We start from the raw sequence: 2,571 nt of genomic DNA, 5'->3' as shown, positions 1-2,571 counted from the left end.
TTGGTGTGGTGATTAGCGCGTGCAGAGATTGCTTCGTTCCTCGCAATGAGCGCAGCGGGAAGGACTAATGACCAAAAAAAATCCCCGGCTAAAAGCCAGGGATCTCTTTAATAATTTTACTTGGTTTGAACAGGTAATTATTTCTCCAATATGCCTTCGGCCAGTATCACTACTTTGTTATTGGAAGCCTCAACCACACCGCCTTTAATAAAAAGCGTTTGCTCCTTACCGGCATTGCCGCCGCGAACGGTTACTTTGCCATCTTCAAGCGTGCTGATGATGGGCGCGTGGTTATTTAATATTTCAAAAAATCCCAAAGTGCCTGGAAGAGTTACCGATGTGGCTTCGCCTTCGTAAACGGTTTTGTCGGGAGTCAGGATTTCTAATGTCATGTCTATGATGTGCAAATTTATTGATGTGCAAATGTGCAGATGTGCAGATTTTTTTGATATACTCAGTGTTGAAACATCGATGATTTGATTGGAAAGATGTGCTGGCGTACAACATTTGCACATCTGCATATCCGCACATCATCCTATCTGCACATCTGCATATCTACTCATCCGCACGTTAATTATTAGCTTCCGCTAATAATTTCTTGCCTTTTTCAATCGCTTCTTCAATGCTTCCAACAAGGTTAAAGGCAGCTTCAGGATATTCATCCACTTCGCCGTCCATAATCATGTTAAAGCCTTTGATGGTTTCTTTAATATCAACCAGTACACCTTTTAAGCCGGTAAACTGCTCGGCCACGTGGAAGGGCTGCGATAAGAAACGCTGTACACGGCGTGCGCGCGATACAACCAATTTATCTTCCTCGCTCAACTCGTCCATACCCAGGATGGCGATAATGTCCTGTAGCTCTTTATAGCGCTGCAAAGTTTCCTTTACGCGTTGTGCAGTATTGTAGTGCTCATCGCCCAAAATAGAAGGGCTAAGTATCCGTGAGGTTGAATCCAGTGGATCCACCGCAGGATAGATGCCTAACTCAGCGATCTTACGTGATAATACAGTAGTAGCATCCAGGTGGGCAAATGTTGTTGCCGGTGCAGGGTCAGTCAAGTCATCCGCAGGTACGTAAACGGCCTGTACGGAAGTGATTGAACCGCGTTTGGTTGATGTGATCCGTTCCTGCATGCTACCCATTTCAGTTGCCAGTGTTGGCTGGTAACCTACCGCTGATGGCATACGGCCAAGCAATGCCGATACTTCGGAACCTGCCTGGGTAAAGCGGAAGATGTTGTCAATAAAGAATAATATATCGCGTCCTTTGCCGTCAGCATCACCGTCGCGGAAATATTCTGCAATGGTTAAGCCTGAAAGGGCCACACGTGCACGGGCACCGGGAGGCTCGTTCATTTGTCCGAAAACGAAGGTTGCTTTTGAATCTTTTAATGCTTCAGGGTCAACTTTGGATAAATCCCAGCCGCCTGACTCCATCGAATGCATAAACTCGTCACCATATTTTATGATGCCTGATTCCAGCATTTCGCGCAGTAAGTCGTTACCTTCACGGGTACGCTCACCTACACCGGCGAATACGGATAAACCTGAGTATGCTTTCGCGATGTTGTTGATCAATTCCTGGATCAATACGGTTTTACCTACACCGGCACCACCGAACAATCCGATTTTACCACCCTTGCTGTAAGGCTCTAACAAGTCGATCACCTTGATACCTGTAAAAAGCACTTCAGTTTCTGTCGAAAGGTCTTCAAAACGGGGAGCGCTGGCGTGAATAGGGCGACCAGCCGAGTTGTCCAATTCTTTAATACCGTCGATGGCGCTGCCAACCACGTTAAATACACGTCCTTTAATATCATCGCCAACCGGCATTTTAATAGCCGATTCCAGATCCACAACGTCCATGCCGCGAAGCAATCCGTCGGTTGAATCCATCGCGATGGCGCGAACGCGGTCTTCGCCCAAATGCTGTTGAACTTCTAAAATAACTTTCTGACCATTTTGTTTGGTGATCTCTAATGCATCATAAATTTTTGGAAGATGTGCATTAACTGCGAAGCTTACGTCAACTACCGGACCGATGATCCGTGATATTTTTCCAATGTTTGGCATATATAACCTGGTAATTTAAAGTATTTTCAATGAAATGAGCGCCTTATGAACAGAACCCTCCTTTCAGAGGCGCAAAGTTAAAGTTTTTTGTTAAATATTTAAAGGGTGGATTTAAATATTTTATAGGGAGAAAAGAATATTATTTTTAGGGGGTGAAGGTTTAGTTCATAGATCATGGTTCATAGTTCATGGCGGCTGCAAAAAAGGGTTTAGTTCATGGTTCATAGTTGATGGTTCATGGCAGCTGCAGAAAAGGGTTTAGTTCATGGTTCATGGTTGATGGTTCATGGCAGCTGCAGAAAAGGGTTTAGTTCATGGTTCATGGTTGATGGTTCATGGCAGCTGCAAAAAAAGGGTTCCGTTCAGTGTTGACAGTTCAGGATAGCTACAAAAGAAGCTTTTATACGATCAACCATCAACTCCTTCCTAACTATGAACCATGAACCATGAACTATGAACTCCTTCTATCAACCATGAACTAACACGATCTTCCCG

General features: G+C 44.6%; 2 protein-coding genes. Both read right to left on the bottom strand.

Features of this window, described 5'->3' with window-relative positions; translation table 11 throughout:
- Nucleotides 1-137: 137 nt before the first annotated feature.
- Nucleotides 138-392 (bottom strand): ATP synthase F1 subunit epsilon, encoded by a 255-nt coding sequence (atpC, locus tag QZY09_RS06080; RefSeq protein ID WP_096355518.1) that lies wholly within the window; start codon nucleotides 390-392, stop codon nucleotides 138-140.
- 178 nt (nucleotides 393-570) lie between these two features.
- Nucleotides 571-2,076 (bottom strand): F0F1 ATP synthase subunit beta, encoded by a 1,506-nt coding sequence (gene atpD, locus QZY09_RS06075; protein WP_295669575.1) that lies wholly within the window; start codon nucleotides 2,074-2,076, stop codon nucleotides 571-573.
- Nucleotides 2,077-2,571 lie beyond the last annotated feature (495 nt).

The organism is uncultured Mucilaginibacter sp. (genome assembly GCF_903913935.1).
Lineage (GTDB): Bacteria > Bacteroidota > Bacteroidia > Sphingobacteriales > Sphingobacteriaceae > Mucilaginibacter.
Note: the sequence above shows the minus strand (reverse complement) of the source record. Positions and strands in the feature narration are given on the sequence as shown.